Below are 22,289 nucleotides of genomic sequence, written 5' to 3'. Positions count from 1 at the left end.
GAAAGGTTAAGCGTCTTCCCCTTAATATCAAATGTGCGTTAAATAAAAAAAGGGCGCCGAAGCGCCCTTTTTTGGCTGCATGACTGATTACCAGTGGAAATCAAACTTGTAGCCTACACCAATATTGAATGACCAGGGGTCAAAGAGGTAATCACCACCAAATCTGTGGCGATAGAACTCATTGTCATCATCGGTATCGAACCAGAAGACGTCTGCCTCAATATCGGTATCTACATCATAGTAAATAGCGGCAAGGTTAATTAGCCAGCTACTATCATGACCGAAATTAAAGTCGACACCAATTTGCCAAGTGTAACCCCAGTTGTCACCCAGATTTACACGGCCATCCCAAGGCCGGAACACTTCAACATCATCATCGAAAACCCACCAGCCCCAATTCCTCAGGCGCTCATCGGTAAAGTCGGTATAGTTAATACCAACCCCCATATAAGGCTGAACCATGCAGCTGGGATCTAAGGGATAATAATTCAGATATGCAGCAGTGATCTGAGGCTTCCATCTGGCGAAATCGCGACGGCGATGGAACTCATCAAAGTCTGGGTTAAAACGACGTAGCCAGGGCCGGTTATCTCCTCCTGTGTGGCGGTCACCCTCAGTGTAACTCAGGGATACACTCATATGGTCGGTGGCCCGCCACTCTACATTGATAAACCAGCCCCACTCATCACTGGGATCAACGTTGGAGCGGAATGCACCCCAATCGTCAATAAAGTCATCTGGCCCCTCGAAGAACCTGTCAGCAAACGTGACATTATCCGAATTGGGCGAGATATAGGCCCCACCAATTCGAACCTTAAACTCCTGGGTCTTTGGTGGGGGGGGCATAGCCAGCCGGTCCTGCCGAAGCGACACTAGAGATTGCTAAGGCGAGGGGCGTCATAACGGGGATCAGAATACGCGTCATCTTCATTTGTGGTAACTCCATTGATATTCAGCAGATCAAACAGCAATCAGCCCAATCAATGGTCAGTCTAGTCGCACGAAGTAACAGGTGTAGAAAAAACAAACAAATGTTGGCGTGTAAAAAAGTATTTATTGTTTTCTGGCACTTAAACCGCTTTTTGGCATTTAATTTCCCCGAACAAAGTATGATTTTTAAAATGGATAGGCGCCTCTTGGAATTCTAGCGGCCACCAGAGCAAGAGAGATATGAAGAGATCTAAATTAATAAACAGAAAATAGACGCCATTTCACCACTGATTCTTACAACCAGCAAATGCTTATGAGGGCTTTCGTGACGCAAAAAGAAACTGAAATTTTTGAATGACTGTTTACATGAAAAACGCGACAGGCCCCAGAACTGGAACCTGTCTGAGTGGTTTTAAATAAAGCGCTGAATTACGACTTTTTTCCACCACCCTGGCATTCAGGACTCTGGGGGGCCTGTCCCTCCCACTCTTCCGGGCTGTAAGTGTGCAGAGCCAGAGCATGTATTGGGCCAGCCATTTCTTCAGACAAAGCCGCATAGACTTTTTGATGGCGCTGCACTTTCCTTGCTGAATTGAACGCCTCACTCACCAAAACGACCCGAAAGTGCATTTCAGAGCCAACAGGCACATTGTGCATATGACTTTCACATTGCACTTCAATATGCTGAGGGGAAAATTCCGCAGTCAGTTTATGTTTAATTGTCTCAGCAAGACTCATCTATCAACTCCTTTATTTGCGATACAGCAAGGCTACTTTCCAGAACCTAGCTGACAACCTTAGCCTGTTGCTTTCTCGCCTCAACAATCGCTTCATAGGCAACAGTAATACTTTTCATCTGATCATCCGCATGACGCATAAACTCTTCAGGCAACCCCTTGGAAGCAATTTTATCTGGATGATACTCTGCTGCTTTTCGGCGATAAGCTAATTTAAGCTCTTTATCGCTAGTCTCCGGGGTACAACCCAACACTGCGTAATGCTGCTCCAGATTTGCAGCCGTACTCCTACCCCCGTGCACAAACTCATTTTGCATTGCCGCAAATAAAGATTCATGCAACCCAAGATCAACAGTGATGCGTTTTAAAATTTCTTCTTCTGCGCTGTGTAATTTACCATCGGCATAAGCAACAGCAAATAATAGGCGATACACCATTTCCCGCATTGCTTGATCGCGAACCAGCTGGCGATACTGTTTTGCGTAATCGTAAATGCTGTACTTATCAGTCTTGGCATTTTCAAAAATACGGATTGCATGCTTGCGCTCCTCAGTGCCCAGACGGAGATTGTTTCTAATAAAACCCTCTATGAACTCCACTTCAGCTTTAGAAACCAGGCCATCTGCCTTAGCCATTTTTGCCAGCATCGAAAATAGAGTCACGATGAAGATTGTCTGGGCTCCATCCCTGCTCAGGGCCGAAGCAGCCTTCCCGAGGCGCTGCTGCAAACTGGAACCAAATGAACTGCCGATCCAGGCTCCCAATGCCGCACCAATTGGGCCGCCAAACATAAAACCAAAGCCTGCACCTAACCCCGCCCCTAACCAGGACATACGCTCTCCTAGACGCTAAAAATCGCGCCCGCTATATAAGAATCAAACAAGTAAAACGCGCCTATCATACCACGTACTACGGCGCCTTAATCCCAAAATATGAATTGCCGGTCACAACCCAATAAAACTAAACCCGCCAGGTCTATCTTTTGACGCGGCAATCAATCTCGAAACTATCACTAGTCCCCAGGCCCAATTATGTTTGAGAGTGAAAATCGAACTTAAAGGCAAGCCGAATGAAAATGCGGCCAGACACAACTCTCTTTCGCCCCCTATTGGCTTTCTGTGCCATAACACTCCTCACGTTAACCAGTTGCGATCAACATCGAGGTCCATCCCAGCAAGAGGAGACCAGCAGTACTCCAGGTCACCAGGACTGGGAAACTATCGTAGAGGTCCTTCTGCACCCCCGCTGCCTCAATTGCCACCAGCTGGAGATGCCACTTATAAATGAAGGGTCTCCCCATGTTCCCAGAGTGGAGCGCGGTCCAGATAATATGGGGGCAGGTACCATGCGTTGCAATAACTGCCATTCAAATAAAAACAACCCTGTTACCGGTGCGCCTGGAGCTCCAGGGTGGGTTATGGCACCCATTGAGTTGAACTGGTCACAAAAATCCTCGGCTCAAATCTGCAAGCTGCTAACCACTCCCCAGGACAACGGCGGGCGAGCACCAACCAGTCAATTGGAGTTTGTCAGTACCAGCCCACTGGTATTGTGGGGATGGCACCCCGGTGACAGCCGCCAACCGGTAAATATCCCCCACGATAAGTTCATTGAAGCAATGAAAGGTTGGATTGCAGCAGGGACACCCTGTCCACCGGAGAGGACATCAAACTAATTATGTATTTGCTAAATCTAAAATTATGCGGTTTACATTGAGATGAAAATTCTTGAAAAATATAATCTTAGTAATAAAAACATCGAAATAAATAACAGTCCGGTATCTAGGGAGCCTCTGAATAACTCCGTAATGCCTCTGCGGGTCTTGAAGGCTGCAGATGTTAGGCGCAGCTCGCCGCGAATGGCCGTAGCCCTTTGCAAGAGCTGCAACGCAGCAGCTGTGGCCTTCAAGGCCCGCCCTTCGGGGCTTGCAGAGCGATTCACACTCCGCGTTGCGACTTCTTGAAAGGTCTAGACATTCCTGCGAAGCCGCGCCTTGACTGTGAACCGCTCTGCATGCCAGAGGTATCACGGAGTTATTCAGAGGCTCCCTAGTTGAAGATATTCTCGGAACCCTTTTATGGCCCACGATTTAACGCTAGACCATCTAAGAAACACCTACTCCCAAGGTATTACAACACCGCGTGAACTCATTGCCAGTCTATTAAAGCAAGCACAGCAGCAAGCCAATTATAACGCCTGGATCACCTTATTAACGCGAGAAGAACTAGAGCCCTATCTAGAAGCATTGGGCCGAGTAAGGCCCAGCGATCTGCCCTTATACGGGGTGCCCTTTGCTATCAAGGATAATATTGATCTCGCTGGAGTACCTACAACAGCAGCCTGCCCAGACTTTAGCTATATCCCTCGCGAAAGCGCATTTGTTGTAAAGCTATTGATTGAAGCAGGAGCCGTGCCGCTCGGCAAAACCAATCTCGATCAATTCGCCACCGGTCTAGTCGGTGTTCGCTCCCCTTACGGAGAAGGTAAAAACTCTTTTAACCAGGAGTATATTTCTGGCGGGAGCAGTGCGGGATCAGCTATTGCCACAGCACTTGGGCAAGTCAGTTTTGCTTTGGGAACAGATACTGCTGGTTCTGGTCGGGTACCTGCGGCACTCAATAATTTAATAGGCCACAAGCCCACTCGGGGACTGCTGAGCACTACAGGGGTTGTCCCCGCCTGTAAAAGTCTCGACTGCGTGTCAATATTCGCCCTAAATTGTCAAGATGCCGCCAAGCTACTTGATATTACGGCGAAGTTTGATTCAGCCGACATCTATAGCCGTACCACCCCATCTTCAAATAGGCTGCGGTATTTCCAGAAAAGCTTCCCTAACAATAAGATCAGTTTTTCTTTTGGTATACCTGAGCAACTTGATTTTCAAGGGAACAAAGAAACCCTGGCACTCTTTAATCAATCTATCAAAAAATTAAAAGTGCTGGGCGGACGGGCTGTAACTGTAGACTTTAATCCTTTTATAGAAGCGGCAAAGCTACTATACGAAGGTCCTTGGGTAGCCGAGCGCTGGATTGCAACTCAAGGTGTAAAACCGAAATCCATGCTTGAGGTAATCCGGAAGGTTATTAACTCCGCGGAAACAAAAACTGCAGCTGATGCTTTCTTGGGACAATACCGCTTACAAGCACTAAAGAGAACCTGTGATAAAACACTGGAGAATGTCGATTTTATCATTATTCCCACTATACCGACTGCTTACACCCGTCAGCAAATATCCGAGCAACCCATTCAAAGAAATTCTATTCTCGGAACCTACACAAATTTTATGAATTTATTGGACTATTCTGCGACCGCAGTGCCCGTTGGCTTTCTTAGTTCCGGAATTAGCTGGGGAGTCACTTTGTTTAGCCAGAAACATTGCGATATGTCCCTGCTAAGTTTTTCTAATAGTTTACACCAGGCCTGTAATCTCCCATTGGCTGCTACAGGAGAACGCCCGGGAGAGACATCCAATCAAGACAGCGGCTCTCGCCATTAGCTACACCGGACAAGCTGGTAAAAATTGTAGTCTGTGGTGCACATCTCAAAAAGCAACCTCTCAACTGGCAACTCACTGAGCGGGGAGAACAGTTATATCAGAAAACAACAACCAGTCACCAATACCGACTCTATGTTCTCCCCGAGTAGGAGCGCCCCGCTCTGGTTCGAGATGAATCAGTGTATGGGCAGAACATCCAGGTGGAAATATGGCAGTTGCCAACCGAATATTTCGGCAGTTTAGTTGCTGCAATACCCTCTATGGAAGCTGGCTCAACTGGCTCCAATCCAAACACTAAGTCCACTCGGCAAATTTACTTAGCCAGGAGGCATTCGTTTTCCTTCCTACCACAAAGAGCTCTTCACTAGATTTTATATCGCCATCCTCCACCCTAACGATCACCCCACCCATTTCAGTTATCAGAGGCTCAGGCAGAAAAGCGAGCAGCCTATTATTTTTTACTAGCTGGCAAAGAACCCCATAATCATTTACAACGACCTGCACCTTGCGAGGATAATTAATTTCTGGCCAGCCATCGCTACCTATCCCCCGCTCTTCACCACAGAAGGGTGATATCCTCGGCGCGGCAAATGGACATTGCAAGATATCTGACAGTGAAGCCTTCACCTCAACCCCCTGCTCCACTATCAAAGAGTGATCAGGCCCTGCAGCAATACACATTGATACTGAGCCAAGTGGCCGAGCATCCATTGTGGATGACAACTGCCCCAAAACCGCTCCGGTTATCAGGGCCAGGTCTACCTCCCCTCTGGATAACATCTTCAATGCCAAGGCTTCATAGGCCGATGTGAATGACAACCGCCTCCCTGCTTCCTCAGTAATAAATTTGCGGTGGATAAATGTACCCCAGGCTAGTTGCAGCATGGTCGGAGCAGCAATTCGGCATTCCTGATTTACATTTAGTTCGCCAACTTCAGAGCGAATTCTTCTGGCAATCGCCACCATCTCAACCGCCCGACTTTGCAGTCTGCGGCCTGCGTCATTGATTTTCAGTTGCTTGCCAACTCGATCAAACAGGCGAGTACCCAGCTCTCCTTCCAGCCGCTTTAGGGTTTTACTCAATCCGCCTGGGCTCGTATCCAGCCGGTCTGCGGAGCGCTGCAGGTTCTCTGTCGCAGCAATCACTAGAAACCTTTCAAGTGCTTCTATTTCCATAGTGGAATCAAATGTCTCTATTTTTGAATCGATTATTCACTAGAGTACTCTTAGAATCCCCTGCATCCAAGGTCATAGCTACACAAAACCGATGAAAAATATTTTTCTCTTTTTGGCGCTAACAATCAGCTCAAGCGTATGCTTCACACAATCTTCATTAGCACAAAGTGACAATTCGGTCGGAATTCATGGCATGGCCCTGTTTACCGTCGGCGGGCAAATTATTGCCACACACATGCCACTACATGGCGGAAAACACAGTCATCAAGTTATTTTGGAATTGGAGACTGATGACCAGGAGGAGGTGCAAAACCTCCTCAAGCGAAACGAGTTAGTCACATTGCTTCCAGAGGAATTTCCTTTAAGCAAACTACGCGAGGGAAAACTCAATGCCTTTAACGCCCAATTGTTTACAGGGCATTTTGAACGAGGAGGAAAACTTGCGCTGCAAGCTGTTACTTTCCGGGTAACCTCTCGACTAATGGACAGACCCCTTACCCGAACAGAAAATGGGCACTACCAATTAATACTTCTTGAAAATTCCACTTTGCTTGTGCATGAAATTGCATCCACCCCCAGCTTCGACCAAATACTGCTGGTCAGCACCGACCACAATTTTTCCAGCGACATTCATAGCAGTAGTTTAAAACCGCTTTCGAAAGATAGCTGGCCAAAAAGCCTAACTAAAGCCGGCATCCACTATAAGGAAGAACTGTATTTTGAAAATCAGGATTTCCAGTAAATGACCAAACCAATACTGATTATCCAACATGAGGAAACTGAGGGCCCGGGGTATATTTATGACTGGGCTACAGAGAAGCAAATGCCGCTTTCTGTCATTAACCCTCAGAAATCACCATTTCCTCAAAGCGGCTTTAGCGGAGTTATTATCCTTGGTGGGATGATGAACGTTTGCGAGCGCGAAAGGCTCCCCTGGCTTGCCAATGAGATTGCATGGGTGAAAAACTGCATTGAACTCCCGATCCCAATACTGGGCATCTGCCTTGGGGCACAGATCCTTGCATATGCATTGGAAGCAGAGGTCCGCCAACTTCCTCAAGAGGAAATGGGCTGGCTACCTATAAGGTCTACAACAGCACTGAATTTTAATTTAGAGAGTGTATTCCAGGCGCATAGTTATTTCTTTGAAATTCCGGAGGGGGCAATTTGCTTGGCAGAATCTGACTTGTGCCCTCATCAGGCCTTTTTATTCAGCGAAAGAATAATGGGTTTGCAGTTTCACCTAGAGTGGTCCAGTGAAGATATTGCCCAACTATTTCCTGAATACTTTAAAACCTACGGTTCCTCAGAGAAACTCCATCAGCAAGGGCGTGACTTTTTATATAAGATCCTAGACACTCACTTCTATAAACTAGACAACCTTAGATAAGAAGCTTAAGTATGAACAAGTGGTGCAAAGCTGTACTCTCACCTAATAGTTATCGTCCTTACTTTTTAAGGGGTAGCCAGGGGCGCAAACTCATCCAAGAGTAGCCGCCCCATATTAAACTGGCTATTAGTTACTACTCATCGGAGCATTCAATTCCACTCTCAAAGCAAAGGCCACCACGTTGGGAGCAAATTTCAAGTAATCTCCCCTTCGCTTCAATACGACTAAAGCCCTTAGAGTGAATACCCCCAGCTTTTACATCTGACATATAGCAGGCCCACTTAGGGCGTTCCTCCACCGGAACTGGATGTGCCAATTCAGACTGAGCTTCAATACTCGCCTGCAACTCCAAAATCAGGTCCTGAAGCCGACGGACATTTTTTCGCAACTTAACCACTTCTTTTTCTAAGTCACGAACATTTTCAGCTCCAGCACCCTGTTTGTGATCAGAGTGTACTTCTTTACGGAGCTTAACCACCTCTTTCTTTAACTGGCGGACTTCTTCCGCAGTTTGATGATTATCATGTGCAAATGCACTAGTGGAGAAAAGAGCAAAGGCAATTAAGAATGGCAAACTACGCATTGGGGTTACTTCCTAATGAATTTTTATTCCAGTAAAAATTTTGGGGGGAATATAGCGCAACTAACCTTAACTCAAAATGAATTCTATCGATGGAGATGCTCTATTAAGCGGATTAACATACCTACACCAGCTATGACTACCTCTTCACATTATTTAAGTCAGAAGGATCTTTTTTAACCAGCAAAAGCGGACAAAATGCATTTGTTTTAGGTCAACAAAAAAGGGCGAACACTGTTCGCCCTCTCTTCCAAACCAATGGATTTTGGTTACCCGCCAGTAAGGCTCCGCACCATACTGATCATCACACCCGCAGCCACCGCAGAACCGATAACACCGGCTACGTTGGGGCCCATTGCGTGCATCAACAGGAAGTTGTGAGGATTGGATTCGAGTCCTACTTTGTTGGACACCCGCGCGGCCATAGGTACGGCAGAAACACCGGCAGAACCAATCAATGGGTTAATCTTGTGCTTGCTGAATACATTGATCAACTTAGCCATCAACACGCCAGCCGCAGTGCCGATCGCAAAAGCCACAATACCCAAAGCCAAAATACCCAGGGTTTTAGGATCGAGGAATTTGTCTGCCGCCAATTTCGAACCAACGGAAAGTCCCAGGAAAATAGTGGTGATATTGATCAGCGCGTTCTGAGCAGTGTCCGACAATCGGGAAACGACTCCGCACTCACGCATCAAGTTACCAAAGCAGAACATACCCAACAGCGGTGCAGCAGCTGGCAGGAACAGGGCCACCAAAATCAGCAGCAACATCGGGAAGGCAATTTTTTCCCGCTTGCTCACATGGCGCAATTGCACCATTTCAATTTTGCGTTCCTGCTCAGTAGTCAGGGCTCGCATAATCGGCGGCTGAATCATAGGCACTAGCGCCATATACGAATAAGCCGCTACAGCTATAGCCCCCAACAGGTCCGGGGCCAATAGGCTGGAAACATAGATAGCTGTGGGGCCATCTGCTCCACCGATAATACCGATCGCAGCGGCATCGGCGATTGAGAAGTCCATGATTCCCGCTACCGAGAGACCCACAGCACCGAGCACCGTGGCAAAGATCCCAAACTGGGCCGCTGCACCGAGGAACAAGGTGCGCGGATTGGCTAGTAGCGGACCAAAGTCGGTCATAGCCCCTACGCCCATAAAAATTACCAACGGCGCAATGCCGGAAGCAATAGCTACGGAATAGAAGTTATACAGCATACCGTTATTGAAACCGGCATCCCGGGCAAACTCAGCTGCTTGTACCTGCACGGCTGCCGGCGCACTGGCCAGAGCTTCCTTAAGCGCGGGTAAAGCTGAAGTACTATCGAGGCCCAGGATCTGGGCCATTTGCGCCAAAACAGCCCCATCTCCCTGGGTAAGGGCTGTCTCTGCGGCTGAGAGTGCCAAATCAGCACCGGGAATATTGGCCAGGATCCCGCCGAAACCGATAGGCACCAAAAGCAGGGGCTCGAAGTTTTTGCGAATGGCCAAAAACAGCAGGCCCAGGCCCACCAAAATCATAATGAACTGGCCCGATGCCATCTGCGCGACACCGGAGGAATGCCAAAGAGTAATCAGATTATCCACGTGTGACTCCTACCTTTGGCTATGCAATAGACAGCAGGGCATCACCTACCGCCACTGAATCGCCTTCTTTTACTGCCACACTGGCGACGTTACCGGCACGAGGGGCACTCACCACAGTTTCCATCTTCATCGCTTCCAGTACTAACACCGCCTGGCCTTCGCTCACCTGATCCCCAGGCTTCACCATTACTTTGAAGATATTTCCAGCGAGAGGCGCATTAACCGGCTCACCTCCGGTAGCAGGCACGGAAGGTGCACTAGCTGCAGATGCTGGAGCAGCACCGGACACTGGGGCAACATTGGTTAAGTCGCCACCATCGGCCACAGTGACGGTGTAGCTCTGCCCCTCCACAGTCACCGTATAAACTTCTTCACCTTTGTCGTTCTTGACTGCAGCACCTTCATTACCGGTAGGTACTGGCTCGAAAGCTTCTGGATTGCCACGGTTCTTCAGGAACTTCAGGCCAATCTGCGGGAAGAGTGCATAGGTAAGCACATCGTCGATCTCCCCCTCACCATCGGTCAGGGCCACATCTTGTTCACCCGCTTTCTCTTGAAGCTCCAGGGTTAACTTGTCCAACTCTGGTGCCAACAGGTCTGCCGGACGACAGGTAACCGGATTCGCCCCATCCAGTACCCGGACCTGCAGCTCCTGGTTAACTTCGGCAGGTGTCGCACCGTATTCGCCTTTCAAGACGGCGGCAGTCTCTTTAGAAATCGATTTGTAACGCTCTCCAGTCAGGACATTGAGTACCGCCTGGGTACCCACAATCTGGGACGTGGGAGTAACCAGCGGGATACAGCCCAGGTCTTCACGCACCCGGGGGATTTCCTCGAGTACATCATCCAGGCGATCCCCGGCACCCTGTTCGCGCAGCTGGTTTTCCATATTGGTGAGCATGCCACCGGGTACCTGGGCCACCAGGATGCGGGAATCCACGCCTTTCAAGGAACCCTCAAACTTCGCGTACTTCTTGCGGACGTTACGGAAGTAAGCCGCAATTTCTTCCAGCAGGTTAATATCCAGCCCGGTGTCCCGCTCAGAGCCTTCCAAAATGGCCACCAACGCTTCGGTTGGGCTGTGACCATAGGTCATGGACATAGAGCTGATCGCGGTGTCCACGTTGTCGATACCCGCCTCGATACACTTGAGAGCGGTAGCCGTAGATAAACCGGTAGTAGCGTGGCACTGCATATGGATGGGGATGTCCACGGCGGCCTTCAAACGTTTCACCAGCTCGTAGCCCTCATAGGGGCGCAGCAGACCGGCCATGTCCTTGATCGCGATGGAATCCGCTCCCATATCCTCGATCTGGCGCCCCAGATCCACCCATAAGTCCATGGTGTGTACTGGGCTCACGGTATAGGAGATGGTGCCCTGAGCGTGCTTCTCTTGTTTCTTCACCGCAGCCAGTGCTGTTTTCAGGTTGCGCATATCGTTCATCGCGTCGAACACGCGGAACACGTCTACCCCATTGACTGCAGCGCGCTCTACAAACTTCTCAACCACGTCATCCGCATAGTGGCGGTAGCCGAGAATATTCTGTCCCCTGAACAGCATCTGTTGAGGCGTATTCGGCATAGCTTTCTTCAATTCACGAATACGCTCCCAGGGATCTTCGCCGAGATAGCGAATGCAGGAGTCGAAAGTGGCACCCCCCAGGACTCCAGAGACCAGAAGCCAACTCTATCGAGCTTCTCAGCAATCGGCAGCATATCGTCCAGTCGCAGTCGGGTAGCGAACAGTGACTGGTGGGCATCGCGCAGGACTACATCGGTAATCCCCAATGGCTTTTTAACCTCAGTCATGGGTTATCTCTCTCGGCAGAAATTATTGGAAATTGTTTGAAAGCGATTGGTGGTTAGCGTCTTTTGCGATGCTGTTCGATCGCCGCTTTGATCACCGCATGTAAATGGACCTTATCATTCCCTGCGGTTGGGGAAGGCGTGTGGGATACGGGCTCCGCTTCGGGAAAATAGCGGGAGATGATTCTCGACATAATACCGGTACCGATCACCAGCAATAGCAGAAAAGTAAAAACAATTCCCATACCAAACAGGGTGATATCTAGCCCCTGTTGCAAAAGTGTTTCTTGCACTGTTTATTCCCCCTGGCACCAGGCAATAAAACCAGCCGTTCCGGACGGTTTCATCTGTCCCCGTAACACTATGAATTTACGTACCTATTTATTCAGGACAGCTGAAACACCCCAATTGATATTTTGTGCATATGTAAAATCTTCGCTCACAATTAAACAAATTTATGTCGTACAACCAATAAACTTGCCCGGGAAAATCTCACTTAGCCCAGCCGTCCCAAATTTCTGCACATCGGAATCTTATTCCCTAGACCGGTAATTTCAACCGCCGCTGCACCTGATCCTCCCCCAAAAAGAGCGGGCACACAGGAAAAAATTCATTAGTTCCAAAATGCTGATATTTTTCTATTATCAATACAAGTTGCTTTTAAAATCAAACACTTATTGGTTTCAGAGGCAACGGAGGGGTCTAAATTACCACGCCCAATTTTGGTGCAAAACATCAATAGGCTGAGTTTATTTCTCCTACTTTTATATACTGAAGAATGATCGATTTTGCGCCATTTCAATAACTTGCTGATAGAATATGCGCCTTTAGATTTATGATTTACCTCTCAACTGACTTATGACCGACAAGACACCTACCCCAGAACCCACGATTTACCAGGCACCAATGGAGGGGGTAATCGACCATCACGTGCGTGCCCTGCTCTCCGCCATTGGAGGAGTCGATATCTGTGTTACAGAGTTTGTTCGTGTCACTAATACTCGCTTGCCTCGCAGAGTATTCACCCGCTTGTGCCCAGAGGTCGACAAAGGTGCAAAGACCCCAAGCGGGATTCCAGTACGGTTACAGCTGTTAGGCGGCAACCCCAATGCAATGGCAATTAATGCAGTAAAAGCAGTTGAGTTCGGTGCTACAGCAATTGATCTCAATTTCGGCTGCCCTGCAAAATCAGTGAATAACAGCGACGGTGGCGCCTGCCTATTGCAAAGCCCTCACAGAGTGGAAGCTATTGTAGGAGCGGTTCGCCGCGCTGTCCCGGTAAACATCCCGGTCACCGCAAAAATCCGGCTGGGCTTTAATGATCGCTCTAGCTATATGGATAACGCCCAGGCCGCAGCAGCTGGCGGCGCAAATGAATTGGCAGTACACGCTCGCTCCAAAGTCGATGGCTATAAACCCCCAGCCTACTGGGAATACATCGGTGAAATTCGCCAAACACTGGAAATCCCAGTCATTGCCAACGGGGATATCTGGACACTTGAGGAATTTCAACGCTGCCGTGAAGTAACCGGATGCGAAGCATTTATGTTTGGTCGCAGCCTGCTAGCCAGGCCAGATTTGGGCAAGCAGATAAAAGCCTACTGCTCAGGTGAGAGCTATACAGCAATGGGCTGGCAAGAGATTATTGAAATTCTTTGGGGTTACTATCAAACCACCCGAGAAGTTTACCCTTCCAAGTATCTGGGCAATCGTATTAAGCAATGGCTCGCTTACTTGAAATTGGCTTTTCCTGAAGCCCAATTGTTCTTTGATAAAATAAAACGTCTCAGGGAGGCAGAAGAGCTTGATAGAGCTTTTTTCGAAGAGCGGAAAATTCAAATAGCATCAACTGAGGCAGCCTAATTTTCCGCACCTCTGCCAGTATCGGAATTGATACTGGCAGAGGAAGTTACCCGCTCAGATCCACTCTCACAGATCCATTTTTGACTGTCGACTCAAGTATGCCGGATTGAAGAATTTTTCCGCTAACTGATGCGCAGTGCTACTTTCGTAGTGAACTCTGGTTTCAGTGGTAGCCTTGATGCTATCAACTAAAACCATCTCCTCCACAAATAGCTCTTCATCCTTTATCCCCGATACAAAATGCGCAACCTTAGCCAACTTTCCAGATTGCAAGTAAAGCTCCGCTTGGATTGGGAAGAGACTCTCACTATCAAGCCACAATGTTATCTTTTGATAGCTGGCTCCTTTGGTTTTTGCCTCCAGCTGAAGTTTGTGGGTCAATTTACCCTTTAGAATTTCACTTGCCTCGAACTGCCCCCGATAGTCCTGGCTCCAAGTCAAAGTGGCGATATCACCAATTGAAGCCTCCCCCAGCAATCTTTGCATCGGTGTAATGCGGATAGGGCGGCGGCTGCGGGGCATCAATAGCCAGTAGTTATCCTGCAGCATCAGCATTTTTTGCCCTTCTTCACCAATACCTTTAAATACCACCAATGATTTTCTCTCAGGGCGAGTATAAACATGGTAGCGATCTTCGCTTTCTAACTCTCCCTGTTTAAAAACCTGGATGTTGGTGACAACTTTTGAAGATGACTCTCCAAGACGATAGGAATCGGCTTTGGCCAACATGCTTTCTACCTGTACAGCGGAAAAATGACTTTCCTTCTCCTCAGTCCCAGCTGAAACAAAGGGAGAGAACATCAGCAACAAACCAATCGCCAAGCTAACTCTGCCTAATCTTAATTTATACATGGACCAATGCCTCAGTAATCGGTTTATTGACACCTTTCCGCGCCGCAAGGAAGGATGAAAAAACACATATCGCAGCTATTGCAACCGAAATCATCCAAGCCAAGTTAATAGAGAAATAAACAGTCAAAGGATATCCCGTTGTTTTTCCCGGAGGTGGCGGCATAGTAATGTCAAACATCATCAATCCAGCGCTTATCAGACCAGCCAAAATAACACCTGCTAAAGACCCCACTACAGCAAGTACTAAAGCCTCCAATATAAACCCTGTTATCAATTCCACTTTGGATGCACCCAATGCGGACAAGGTACCTATTTCCCGTGTTCTCTCTGTTACCGACATTGCCAGCGTATTGAAAAGCGAGACAAAGATAACCAGTGCCATAATGATGCCCATCAACCCAAAAATTCGATCATAAAGACTCTTCACTCCCTGATAGAAAAAGGCACGATCCTCCCAAGTTGTAATTTCCAACTCTGGAACTAACTCACGCAGTCTTTCCTGCAAGCTCGATGTCTTATCAAGGCTATAGCCATAGATTGCCATGGTTGAGACCCTGTCACTATCTAAAAGGAACTGCGCAGCCTGAACAGAAATATATACTTGACGCTTATCCATATCTGGAACACCAGTCCCGAAAACTCCCCTAACCTTAAAATCCATTGCATTGAGAGCCCCGTGAACTGTAGAGGACATTAAAGTAATATAATCCCCAGGCCTTACATTAAGATTTCTTGCGAGATCTTTACCCAGCATAATCTCAGGATCACTGACATCTTCACGGTTTGATAAAATACTGCCCTCAGTGACATTTAGAAAAGGCCCCTTCACCCGAAATTCACTTGGCAATATCCCCTGACCTAAAAAAATAGAAGACTTATCACCATTGGAAATTAACCCTTGCAGATAAACTCTAGGCTGCACGGCCTTCACATTTTCCTCAACCAACAAGTCCCTACGTAATTTATTGGCATTATCTAAACCAAGCTGAAGAGGAAAGTCCTCATCAGAAGAGAAATATCCCGGCTGTGTTAGCACCAAATGCCCCTCACTGCGCGCCGCGCTCTCTTTAAGGGATTGATATGTAAATAGGCCAAAACCTCCGGAGGTCATCAAGGCCGTTACCACAATGGAGATAATGGCAACAGCAAGAAAGCTTCTGCGACGATTGCGCAATAAATTTAAAACCGCGACTTTTAAGCGACGCATAAAGCACTCTCCTGCAGAATTACACCATCTTTCAACTCAACAACTCTATCGCAATGACGAGTCATTCGATCATCATGACTGGCAACAATAAAAGCTGTTTTTTGCTCCACTCCCAAATTTTTCATTAACTCAATAATTTGTTGTGCGGTAACACTATCCAAGCTGGCCGTAGGTTCATCAGCAATTACCAGTTTGGGCTGATGCACCAGTGCTCGAGCGATTGCTACTCTCTGCTGTTGTCCACCTGAAAGTCGATCTGGCCTGTAGTTGGAAAACTGGGACAGCCCGACATGATCCAACATGCCCATTACACGCCGCCTTACTTCACCTTCTTTCATTCCATTCAAAAGAAGTGGAAAGGCTACATTCTCAAAGGCTGTCATTACCGGAACCAAATTAAACTTTTGGAATACAAAACCCAGCTGGGTACGACGGATCTTCATTGACTGCCGATGGCTTTTTCTCAGCACCTCGCCGGCAAAGCAGACTTCTCCGCTGTAATCATGATCCAGTAGCCCGCAAATATTTAACAAGGTACTTTTACCAGACCCCGATGGTCCGCACAGAGCTACCATAGTGCCTGCTCGAATATCCAGATTCACATCTTTTAGGGCCCTAAGTTGAACCTCACCGGAAGTGTAAGTCTTTTCAATATGAGTGAGCTGTAACATAGATTTACTACCTGTTCGCACTATTAGTCAGAGTTTTTAACATCACCACATGGATTTGATATGCCATGATTCTCAGCCTTTGCTCCCCATAAATTCACTAACGCCTTGTCACCCTCAAGCTCTGCAGCCTGCAATGCGCCACAGTAAATCCAGCGAGTAGCGTCTGGCGGCATATATCCTATGCGTGGATCGCCCATCAACTCATGATAAAGTTCAAACCCACGGTCAAAAGAATTAAATAGCTTTGGCACCTTAGTAAAAGTTGTTGCGGCAATTCCTTTAAGCAGTAAGTCTTGAGGCATCCCCTGAGAGGAACGGCCAGGGTTATCCATTTCTTCAATTATGGTGAGCGCCTTATCCATACGGGCAATTCCATTCTCTGCATAACTGACCTTTCTCCAGGGCAACCAGCTTTCTTTTGCCATTAGAGTCTCACTAGCCCCCAGGTAAAAAAGTACAATAGGATCAGAGGGGTTATCTTTCTGTAAAGTCTTAAAAGCCTCATAGGACTCTTCTATCGCCGCCCCACCCTGTGCTGCCGCTTTTTGGTACAAATCTTCCATTTTTGCGTCCTGGGCAGCAAGGGATGAAACGCTCACTCCAAGATTTAAAGCCATTATTACAAGTAACCTTTTCATTACACTTCTCCTTGCTTCTGAATTTTTAATAGATTACCTAGCATCCAAGTATCATTCAGGACAGTGCGATGAACTGTCTCTGGAGAGGATAAGAGGCAAAAACTTATGCTGAATGGCTCTAGGGGGCCTCTGAATAACTCCGCGATACCTCTGGCATGCAGAGCGGTTCACAGTCAAGGCGCGGCTTCGCAGGAATGTCTAGACCTTTCAAGAAGTCACAACGCGGAGTGTGAATCGCTCTGCACGCCCCGAAGGGCGGGCCTTGAAGGCCACAGCTACTGCGTTGCAGCTCTTGCAAAGGGCTGCGGCCATTCACGGCGAGCTGCGCCTAACATCTGCAGCCTTCAAGACCCGCAGAGGCATTACGGAGTTATTCAGAGGCTCCCTAGAGGGTGGATAGGTGGAAAATTACTGCACGCGAAGAGATGCTATCGTTAAAGCGTCTAAACTCAGGAGAGAGTACCAATTAGTAAAGACTGCATAATCGCCAAAATATTGAAGACTTGGTATCTAAATTGATACTAATAAGATTAGTGCGATGCACATGGAGTGGATACAGATCAAAAGAGCAGCTCCCCTGATCTGTACAAAATATCAAATGAAATTTACAAAGACTAATCCACCATTGCAATATGGTTGATCATTTCACCGACAGACTGCCCCAAATTATTTGTAGCTATAGTACGAACAATAAAAACATCGTTTTCAACATCTAAGAGTTCTACTTTTATATCTACATCTTGTCCTGCCAGCGCTAAGTTGTCCGCATACAAATCCGCAGAAGTAACTATAAAACGAGCACTATCTTCACCTGTCAACCGCCTCAAAAATATACAACATGACTTAATAAGGCTCTGCGAGGCAATTGCAACGGGCAACGCTTTCACCCTATCAAAATGCCCCATGCACATTTGTGGAGTAACTCTACCGATACTTGCCGTCAGAGACATTAGATCAATATTATGTACATTAATATCAATACTTTTGGAGTAAGGATTAATATCGCTAATAACAGGAGTGATATCATGGATACTATCACTATATATCTTATGGAAAGATCGCTCCCGTATCACATGATATTTCACGTTAAGTCGTGCCGCCACTTCACCGGCAGGGTCTAATAATTCAGCCTCAGCAACCAACTCTCTCTTATTGGTAAATACGGCTTTGGTTCGGGCCAGAAGGTGATCAGGGCGCATATCAGAAACAAAGCTATCATAAGTTTTCAAATCAGCTTTGCGTGCCAGGTAGTAATGCTTGGATCTCACTGGATTGGCCAAAGCGCCAAAACAAGAGCCCAAAATTGCCAAGTGTCGACCAATTTCCGCGACATCCATTAAACTATTTTCATATGTACTCTGACATTGCACAGGCACTTTAGCAACAAGCCAGCCGTCAGCGTCAAAATGTAAAGCCTCTAGTGCAAAGTAGGGAGATTTCACCTCAATTAGATCCTCAACTCCTTCTACAGAAGAAGAATCCAACTTAAAACTATCCAACATAATTATTCCATTAATTATCGGAGAAAATTCACACACAGGTACTCACAGCAGAATACCTGCCATTACAAGAGGAAAATAGATTACACACTTTCAGGAAGAAGGCAGCACATATACCTTCCCAGCCATTTAAGAAAATGTCCTAAAATAGAAAAACCATAAAGAAAAATCTTAGCCTATTTAACACGCCAAATGAGCAGAAAATAGACCTTCAGGCAGAATCTCAAGCACCAGGTACAAACAAACTCAAACCCACCAAAATAGTTAATCTACAATTAAAAAAACACTCCACCCCTCAAGTCGCGGGCAATTATGCCAATCAAACCCCTAAAGTAAATTACCGATAATTACAAAAACAACCCCCTCAGTTCGCACAAGATTACTAGTCAGATCATATAGCAATAGCATGTAAATATATAAACAAGCGTCCAAATTCAAACCCAAACAGCAACCACCCTAAAGTCTAAGCAATTAAAGTCCCATTAATTTTGAAGCACGGCTTTAATAGTAATTCAATAAAGCCAATATCATCTTTATCGCTATAGTCTCTAATCGCAACCCCATCGTATTACCCTTCTACAATTCAGCTTGCTCATCAACAATTTCAACTTAGGAAGCTAATACTACACACAAAGAGGTAAAGAGTGCTGCCAATATCAGCTTCCCTTTAATCAACGACAGTTGGAGCATTTAGATTAAAGATCTCTCGATACCAAACCAATCTGAATGTCCGGCCATCAGAAATAAGGGGCGGTAAAGTTACTAAATCTTAGGTAGCAGATATGAACCTCTGCCATAAATATCAATTTAATTGGAGGGAGTAATTTAATCTCCCCCTAAGTTAAAATAAATATCAATTGCTGATCACTACATTGTTTTAAACAACGAAGCAGCCCTGCGACTCACTGTATATTGACGCCCGTCAGCCATCACCACGGATACACCGCCAGTTATTCCACGGCATACTTTTTGAATGCGCTTCACACAGACAATTGTAGAACGGTGGATCTGCCAAAATAAATCTGGTTCCAACTGGGCTAACAGCTCCTTTAGTGGGGTTCTGATAATATGCTCACCCTGACTGGAGTAAACCGTCGTATATTTGTCCTCTGCCACAAATGCCGAAACCTCATCGCAGGCAATCAGATGAATATCTTCGCCCTTGCTTGCCTTAATCCAACGAAGGTATTCAGGTCTACTTAAGGAAAGCTGCCTCAGTAACGCCTCAATATCAGGTCCTGACTTTAGGTTACCCTCTTCCCGGTCTCTCAGGCGCTGCCGAATACGATCACAAGCTTTTTCCAATCGCTTGTCATCAATAGGTTTTAGCAGATAGTCGGCTGCCTCATGCTCAAAAGCACTTACAGCATACTCATCATAGGCCGTGATAAAAACAATAATAGGATTTGTTTGTAATTTGCCAAGAGCCTCAGCAACAGCCAAACCATCCATTCCAGGCATACGAATATCGAGAAAAACCACATCAGGCTCCTCTCGCTGGCACAGAGCTAACGCTTCGTTACCATCACAGGCTTTACCAATAACCTCAAGCTCAGGAAAAATATCGGCAAGCATTTGGTCGAGATGGTGACGCAATAAAGGCTCATCATCTGCAATTATGGCACGCATGGAAACTCCAAACGGGCAGTTACTCCGCCCTGATTATTACTTTGAATCAGTAGCTTACCACGCTCTTGGTAAAGGGTAGAAAGTCGCTCCCTAATATTGCTTAGCGCAATCCCATTGTGTTTGCTGGAGCTAAGTTTATTAGCTCCAGCAGTGAGTCCCACACCATTATCTTCCACCTCAATAACCCATTGGCCTTCCTTCTGTTTCACCCGCAACCGGACCAGTCCACCTTTGGCTGCAGGCTCAATGCCATGAAAAATTGCATTTTCCACTAAGGGTTGCACAAGTAACGGGGGAACAAATGTCTCTAAACTCACATCCCCTGATAAATCAACTTCATACTCTAACCTTTCCCCCAGGCGTATCTTTTGAATCTCTAAATAGCATTTCAAACTGCTAAGCTCAACCTTTAAAGATACCTGATCGGAACGGGATTTTTTCAAGCTAATTCGCAAGAGATCACTAAAGTTATCCAGTAGGTCTTCTGCCTTTTGAGGGTCGTGACGAATTAGCATTTTTAGATTGGCCAGAGTATTGAAAAGAAAATGAGGCTCTATCTGGCTTTGCAGCACTTTTAGCTGGCTTTGAGCAAGAGTCTTTTGTTGTTCAAGCTTTAACAATTCAGCTTCCTGACGTTCCCTCTCAAGCTGGTGAGATTGCTCCCGGTTAAGATGAACTTGATAGAGAAAAATGGAAAGAAGAATGGCAATAATTAAAAAATCAAGTGCCCGAAATTCCCCAAAACCCGATACCCACCACCAAGCATGTAGAGTTCCCAGTACAGTTGCCGCTAAACTCACTACCGCATACTTTACTTTTGAGGGCCAAGTGGGCTTGAAAAACTCGACTACCTGCCTCGTGGATGTCGCTATAAATCCGTACGCCAGAGAAATTACGCCGTGAACTGCATAGCTCCCCCCAGATAGCCTGAGTGATCACCGCCACCACCACACAAATTATCAATGTACGTAAGCACTCTCTTAACAGATTCACCCTTAACTCCACTCAAAAAACAATAGTCGTACTCAAGGTAAATACAGCCTGGTTTTGAAGCTGCGCAAAAGCAGACTCATCAGGACCAGCAAAATATCTTACGGATGTTCCAAGTACCCAATCGTCCGCCATCTCCCTCTCACCCCCGATAGTTAAAATAAGGCCACCATCTTCAGGCGTGTATATTAAATCTACTTTTGGATGGTACTCATTATTGGTAAGCGTCCAATGTAAAAGTAAATTATGCCTCAGGGTATTATCACTTAAAAAGGCCATTGCTGAGGATTGGCGAAGGCCATCCCACTGCACTCCCTGATTTTGGTACCATAGGCTGTTATCAAACACCTGCTCCCATTCGCTTTTCCCCCAGGCCCGACTATCAAACCAGTACTCTAAAATAACCGAATGCCCAATGCTGTTTGCCCAAGTCATTCCTATAAGAGCTTGCCAGCCATCATCCATCTGCTCCTGTTTTGGCATAGCCGTCAAAGCTGGGGCTCGCCAGCGCCAGTATTCTTGCTGGTAGCGCCATTCTGTATGGATCTCCCATTGCTCTCCATAAGTATTAACCCAGCTTCCCCCTAAGTTCATACCTCGCTGATCATCCATGTAACCCAGTAACTGCCACTCGGCACTAGCTCCAAGCTGATACCAGCGCATGGCAAATCCCTTCGGGTGGTCACCCCCAGAGGCCTGGCTGATACCGGCATCCACCAGCATTACACTTAGCTCTCCATTTTCAGTGAAACGACTGGCAGACACTACCCCAACTCCTTCGCTCACTTGAAGTGATACCGGATTCCGCTCAATGGGTAAAAACCAATCCAGGGGGCGATGTCCATAACCAACACCAAAGTCCAGGCGGCGCTTGCCCAGCAACCAATCCCAGTCCTGCCAGCTCCCCTGCCAGAAAAGCTCCTCAACTACCAACTCTAAGTCTTCACTGCCACCGCGCTCTGCCTGGTGGAATGCAGAGATCTGCCCTTCCCAAGCTTCATACTGTAGTGCCCCCTGCAGTAAAGCTTGCCGAGACACACTTGATTGCGCCTCAAAAATTGAGCTATCAGAAGCGCGATCATAAGCGGCTGTCATCGCCAGCTCCCACTGTGATTCAAGGGCATCCGCCTGGCTAGTAGCACTACCAATCAGTAGAGGTAGCGCCCAAAGAGAATATAGTTTCATAGTTGCCTCCATTCGTGGGAAGCACACTACCAACCTTCCAGGCCCATACCATCG

At 47.0% G+C, this 22,289-nt stretch carries 21 protein-coding genes and 1 pseudogene; 6 read left to right on the top strand and 16 right to left on the bottom strand.

Annotated features, from left to right (window positions below; genetic code table 11):
* Nucleotides 1–87: 87 nt before the first annotated feature.
* From QT397_10910 to djlA, 3 genes are all read right to left on the bottom strand, one after another.
* A complete protein-coding gene (locus QT397_10910; protein WNZ57825.1) occupies nucleotides 88–846 on the bottom strand; it encodes an OmpW family outer membrane protein in 759 nt (252 codons plus the stop codon).
* 513 nt (nucleotides 847–1,359) lie between these two features.
* On the bottom strand, nucleotides 1,360–1,668 hold the full coding sequence (locus QT397_10905) for a BolA/IbaG family iron-sulfur metabolism protein (GenBank protein WNZ57824.1): 309 nt from the start codon (nucleotides 1,666–1,668) through the stop codon (nucleotides 1,360–1,362).
* A gap of 46 nt (nucleotides 1,669–1,714) precedes the next feature.
* The gene (djlA, locus tag QT397_10900) at nucleotides 1,715–2,500 is read right to left on the bottom strand and encodes a co-chaperone DjlA (protein ID WNZ57823.1); all 786 of its coding nucleotides are present in this window, start codon (nucleotides 2,498–2,500) and stop codon (nucleotides 1,715–1,717) included.
* Nucleotides 2,501–2,736: 236 nt separating this feature from the next.
* Here djlA and QT397_10895 point away from each other — a divergent pair, with 236 nt between their 5' ends.
* Nucleotides 2,737–3,342 (top strand): hypothetical protein, encoded by a 606-nt coding sequence (locus QT397_10895; GenBank protein ID WNZ57822.1) that lies wholly within the window; start codon nucleotides 2,737–2,739, stop codon nucleotides 3,340–3,342.
* 402 nt (nucleotides 3,343–3,744) lie between these two features.
* Complete coding sequence (gene atzF, locus QT397_10890) at nucleotides 3,745–5,163, top strand: allophanate hydrolase (protein WNZ57821.1); 1,419 nt, start codon at nucleotides 3,745–3,747, stop codon at nucleotides 5,161–5,163.
* 294 nt (nucleotides 5,164–5,457) lie between these two features.
* On the opposite strand, the gene QT397_10885 is transcribed toward atzF, so the two are convergent.
* Nucleotides 5,458–6,339 (bottom strand): LysR family transcriptional regulator, encoded by an 882-nt coding sequence (locus tag QT397_10885; GenBank protein ID WNZ57820.1) that lies wholly within the window; start codon nucleotides 6,337–6,339, stop codon nucleotides 5,458–5,460.
* 193 nt (nucleotides 6,340–6,532) lie between these two features.
* On the opposite strand from QT397_10885, the gene QT397_10880 reads away from it, so the two are divergent.
* Both QT397_10880 and QT397_10875 read left to right on the top strand, forming a co-directional pair.
* Nucleotides 6,533–7,081, top strand: coding sequence for a hypothetical protein (locus QT397_10880; GenBank protein ID WNZ57819.1), 549 nt, complete (start codon nucleotides 6,533–6,535; stop codon nucleotides 7,079–7,081).
* On the top strand, nucleotides 7,082–7,729 hold the full coding sequence (locus QT397_10875; GenBank protein ID WNZ57818.1) for a type 1 glutamine amidotransferase: 648 nt from the start codon (nucleotides 7,082–7,084) through the stop codon (nucleotides 7,727–7,729). It abuts the gene before it with no gap.
* A gap of 133 nt (nucleotides 7,730–7,862) precedes the next feature.
* Here QT397_10875 and QT397_10870 read toward each other — a convergent pair whose 3' ends face one another.
* The 4 genes and pseudogenes from QT397_10870 to QT397_10855 all read right to left on the bottom strand — a co-directional run bounded on the left by QT397_10870 (nucleotide 7,863) and on the right by QT397_10855 (nucleotide 11,994).
* Nucleotides 7,863–8,312, bottom strand: coding sequence for a hypothetical protein (locus QT397_10870; protein ID WNZ57817.1), 450 nt, complete (start codon nucleotides 8,310–8,312; stop codon nucleotides 7,863–7,865).
* Nucleotides 8,313–8,578: 266 nt separating this feature from the next.
* On the bottom strand, nucleotides 8,579–9,895 hold the full coding sequence (locus tag QT397_10865; protein WNZ57816.1) for a sodium ion-translocating decarboxylase subunit beta: 1,317 nt from the start codon (nucleotides 9,893–9,895) through the stop codon (nucleotides 8,579–8,581).
* A gap of 19 nt (nucleotides 9,896–9,914) precedes the next feature.
* Nucleotides 9,915–11,704: pseudogene (gene oadA, locus QT397_10860) on the bottom strand (sodium-extruding oxaloacetate decarboxylase subunit alpha).
* Between the two features lie 53 nt (nucleotides 11,705–11,757).
* A complete protein-coding gene (locus tag QT397_10855; GenBank protein WNZ57815.1) occupies nucleotides 11,758–11,994 on the bottom strand; it encodes an OadG family protein in 237 nt (78 codons plus the stop codon).
* A gap of 565 nt (nucleotides 11,995–12,559) precedes the next feature.
* On the opposite strand from QT397_10855, the gene QT397_10850 reads away from it, so the two are divergent.
* Nucleotides 12,560–13,564 carry a tRNA-dihydrouridine synthase gene (locus QT397_10850; GenBank protein WNZ57814.1) on the top strand — a complete coding sequence of 335 codons (1,005 nt, stop codon included), beginning with the start codon at nucleotides 12,560–12,562 and terminating at the stop codon, nucleotides 13,562–13,564.
* A 66-nt stretch (nucleotides 13,565–13,630) separates the two neighbouring features.
* Here QT397_10850 and QT397_10845 read toward each other — a convergent pair whose 3' ends face one another.
* The 4 genes from QT397_10845 to QT397_10830 are packed head-to-tail and all read right to left on the bottom strand — an operon-like array spanning nucleotide 13,631 to nucleotide 16,932.
* A complete protein-coding gene (locus tag QT397_10845; GenBank protein ID WNZ57813.1) occupies nucleotides 13,631–14,416 on the bottom strand; it encodes an outer membrane lipoprotein-sorting protein in 786 nt (261 codons plus the stop codon).
* A complete protein-coding gene (locus tag QT397_10840; protein ID WNZ57812.1) occupies nucleotides 14,409–15,623 on the bottom strand; it encodes an ABC transporter permease in 1,215 nt (404 codons plus the stop codon). Before QT397_10840 ends, QT397_10845 begins: the two co-directional genes overlap by 8 nt.
* Nucleotides 15,611–16,294, bottom strand: a complete 684-nt coding sequence (locus tag QT397_10835) for an ABC transporter ATP-binding protein (protein ID WNZ57811.1) — start codon at nucleotides 16,292–16,294, stop codon at nucleotides 15,611–15,613. The genes QT397_10840 and QT397_10835 overlap by 13 nt, the downstream gene beginning before the upstream one ends.
* 23 nt (nucleotides 16,295–16,317) lie before the next feature.
* Nucleotides 16,318–16,932: a hypothetical protein gene (locus tag QT397_10830; GenBank protein ID WNZ57810.1), complete on the bottom strand. Its 615-nt coding sequence runs from the start codon at nucleotides 16,930–16,932 to the stop codon at nucleotides 16,318–16,320.
* A 229-nt stretch (nucleotides 16,933–17,161) separates the two neighbouring features.
* Here QT397_10830 and QT397_10825 point away from each other — a divergent pair, with 229 nt between their 5' ends.
* A complete protein-coding gene (locus QT397_10825; protein ID WNZ57809.1) occupies nucleotides 17,162–17,332 on the top strand; it encodes a hypothetical protein in 171 nt (56 codons plus the stop codon).
* Between the two features lie 214 nt (nucleotides 17,333–17,546).
* On the opposite strand, the gene QT397_10820 is transcribed toward QT397_10825, so the two are convergent.
* From QT397_10820 to QT397_10805, 4 genes are all read right to left on the bottom strand, one after another.
* Nucleotides 17,547–18,434 (bottom strand): hypothetical protein, encoded by an 888-nt coding sequence (locus tag QT397_10820; protein ID WNZ57808.1) that lies wholly within the window; start codon nucleotides 18,432–18,434, stop codon nucleotides 17,547–17,549.
* A gap of 864 nt (nucleotides 18,435–19,298) precedes the next feature.
* The gene (locus tag QT397_10815) at nucleotides 19,299–20,060 is read right to left on the bottom strand and encodes a LytTR family DNA-binding domain-containing protein (protein ID WNZ57807.1); all 762 of its coding nucleotides are present in this window, start codon (nucleotides 20,058–20,060) and stop codon (nucleotides 19,299–19,301) included.
* Nucleotides 20,048–20,860, bottom strand: a complete 813-nt coding sequence (locus QT397_10810) for a sensor histidine kinase (GenBank protein ID WNZ57806.1) — start codon at nucleotides 20,858–20,860, stop codon at nucleotides 20,048–20,050. Before QT397_10810 ends, QT397_10815 begins: the two co-directional genes overlap by 13 nt.
* Before the next feature lie 205 nt (nucleotides 20,861–21,065).
* Complete coding sequence (locus QT397_10805) at nucleotides 21,066–22,235, bottom strand: hypothetical protein (GenBank protein WNZ57805.1); 1,170 nt, start codon at nucleotides 22,233–22,235, stop codon at nucleotides 21,066–21,068.
* Nucleotides 22,236–22,289: the final 54 nt, after the last annotated feature.

This window comes from Microbulbifer sp. MKSA007, assembly GCA_032615215.1.
In the GTDB taxonomy this organism is placed as follows: Bacteria; Pseudomonadota; Gammaproteobacteria; order Pseudomonadales; family Cellvibrionaceae; genus Microbulbifer.
The sequence above is the reverse complement of the archived record's forward strand: the minus strand, read 5'-3'. Positions and strand labels throughout refer to the sequence as shown.

What these genes read in the sequence shown, in the direction of transcription:
- QT397_10910 (WNZ57825.1), bottom strand. Translation starts at nt 846, where the DNA reads ATGCCCCCCCCACCAAAGACCCAGGAGTTTAAGGTTCGAATTGGTGGG.
- QT397_10875 (WNZ57818.1), top strand. Translation starts at nt 7,082, where the DNA reads ATGACCAAACCAATACTGATTATCCAACATGAGGAAACTGAGGGCCCG.
- QT397_10850 (WNZ57814.1), top strand. Translation starts at nt 12,560, where the DNA reads ATGACCGACAAGACACCTACCCCAGAACCCACGATTTACCAGGCACCA.
- QT397_10815 (WNZ57807.1), bottom strand. Translation starts at nt 20,060, where the DNA reads ATGCGTGCCATAATTGCAGATGATGAGCCTTTATTGCGTCACCATCTC.
- QT397_10880 (WNZ57819.1), top strand. Translation starts at nt 6,533, where the DNA reads ATGGCCCTGTTTACCGTCGGCGGGCAAATTATTGCCACACACATGCCA.
- QT397_10845 (WNZ57813.1), bottom strand. Translation starts at nt 14,416, where the DNA reads ATGTATAAATTAAGATTAGGCAGAGTTAGCTTGGCGATTGGTTTGTTG.
- QT397_10895 (WNZ57822.1), top strand. Translation starts at nt 2,737, where the DNA reads ATGAAAATGCGGCCAGACACAACTCTCTTTCGCCCCCTATTGGCTTTC.
- QT397_10805 (WNZ57805.1), bottom strand. Translation starts at nt 22,235, where the DNA reads ATGAAACTATATTCTCTTTGGGCGCTACCTCTACTGATTGGTAGTGCT.
- QT397_10885 (WNZ57820.1), bottom strand. Translation starts at nt 6,339, where the DNA reads ATGGAAATAGAAGCACTTGAAAGGTTTCTAGTGATTGCTGCGACAGAG.
- djlA (WNZ57823.1), bottom strand. Translation starts at nt 2,500, where the DNA reads ATGTCCTGGTTAGGGGCGGGGTTAGGTGCAGGCTTTGGTTTTATGTTT.
- QT397_10830 (WNZ57810.1), bottom strand. Translation starts at nt 16,932, where the DNA reads ATGAAAAGGTTACTTGTAATAATGGCTTTAAATCTTGGAGTGAGCGTT.
- atzF (WNZ57821.1), top strand. Translation starts at nt 3,745, where the DNA reads ATGGCCCACGATTTAACGCTAGACCATCTAAGAAACACCTACTCCCAA.
- QT397_10840 (WNZ57812.1), bottom strand. Translation starts at nt 15,623, where the DNA reads ATGCGTCGCTTAAAAGTCGCGGTTTTAAATTTATTGCGCAATCGTCGC.
- QT397_10820 (WNZ57808.1), bottom strand. Translation starts at nt 18,434, where the DNA reads ATGTTGGATAGTTTTAAGTTGGATTCTTCTTCTGTAGAAGGAGTTGAG.
- QT397_10835 (WNZ57811.1), bottom strand. Translation starts at nt 16,294, where the DNA reads ATGTTACAGCTCACTCATATTGAAAAGACTTACACTTCCGGTGAGGTT.
- QT397_10905 (WNZ57824.1), bottom strand. Translation starts at nt 1,668, where the DNA reads ATGAGTCTTGCTGAGACAATTAAACATAAACTGACTGCGGAATTTTCC.
- QT397_10870 (WNZ57817.1), bottom strand. Translation starts at nt 8,312, where the DNA reads ATGCGTAGTTTGCCATTCTTAATTGCCTTTGCTCTTTTCTCCACTAGT.